Origin of the sequence: Paraferrimonas sp. SM1919, assembly GCF_010993985.1 — a bacterium.
In the GTDB taxonomy this organism is placed as follows: domain Bacteria; phylum Pseudomonadota; class Gammaproteobacteria; order Enterobacterales; family Shewanellaceae; genus SM1919.
Genome location: NZ_WINH01000102.1, coordinates 1 through 666 on the forward strand (window position 1 = coordinate 1; position 666 = coordinate 666).

General features: G+C 61.4%; 1 protein-coding gene and 1 pseudogene. One reads left to right on the top strand and one right to left on the bottom strand.

Going from position 1 to position 666, the window contains the following annotated elements; all coding sequences use genetic code 11:
• Nucleotides 1-433 (bottom strand): annotated as a pseudogene (locus tag GFB48_RS17345) (IS5-like element IS1421 family transposase); the annotation flags it as partial.
• A gap of 110 nt (nt 434-543) precedes the next feature.
• Between GFB48_RS17345 and GFB48_RS17350 the strand changes: the two are divergent.
• A partial coding sequence (locus GFB48_RS17350) for a transposase (protein WP_163938772.1) occupies nt 544-666 on the top strand: 123 nt, incomplete at its 3' end.

The following is a 666-nucleotide window of genomic DNA, read 5'->3' on the forward strand; positions in this document are numbered from 1 at the left end:
ATCAGCGCCAACGGCACGCCGCGCCGATCTACGACGAGATGGCGCTTGCTACCGAGCTTGCCGCGATCCGTTGGATTCGGCCCCGTCTGCTCGCCCCCCGGGGGCTGGCCACCGTTGCACCGTCGACACTGGCTCGGCTCCAGTCGATCTGGTCGTGTTCGCGTAGGCGCTTGAGCAGAGCCAAATGCAGCCGCTCCCAAACGCCGTTGGCCTGCCACTCCCGCAGGCGACGCCAGCACGTCATGCCGCTGCCAAAGCCCAGTTCTTTAGGCAGGTCTTCCCACGGGATACCGGTATGCAGAACAAACAGGATGCCGTTGAGCGCCGCCCGATCATCCACGCGCGGACGACCGCCTTTGGTCGAAGGCTCCACAACCGGCAGCAGCGGTTGCAATGCCTTCCACAGTTCATTGCTGATCTTCTTTCGTGCCATGCCAACAACAACGCTCAACCACCTGCGTTCGATGACTTGGTTTTGTTAGCGGTACTTAAACTACGGGTAGGCATACGACTGTGTTTATGACTAGCAGCAACCAAGAAGTGATGGAAGTGTTGACGGGCCCGGAGCGTCGCCGGCGGTGGTCGGTGGAAGAGAAGCTTGCGATGGTCAGGGAGAGCCTCGAGCCGGGCAAGACGGTCTCGATGGTTGCGCGCCAGCATGGTGTG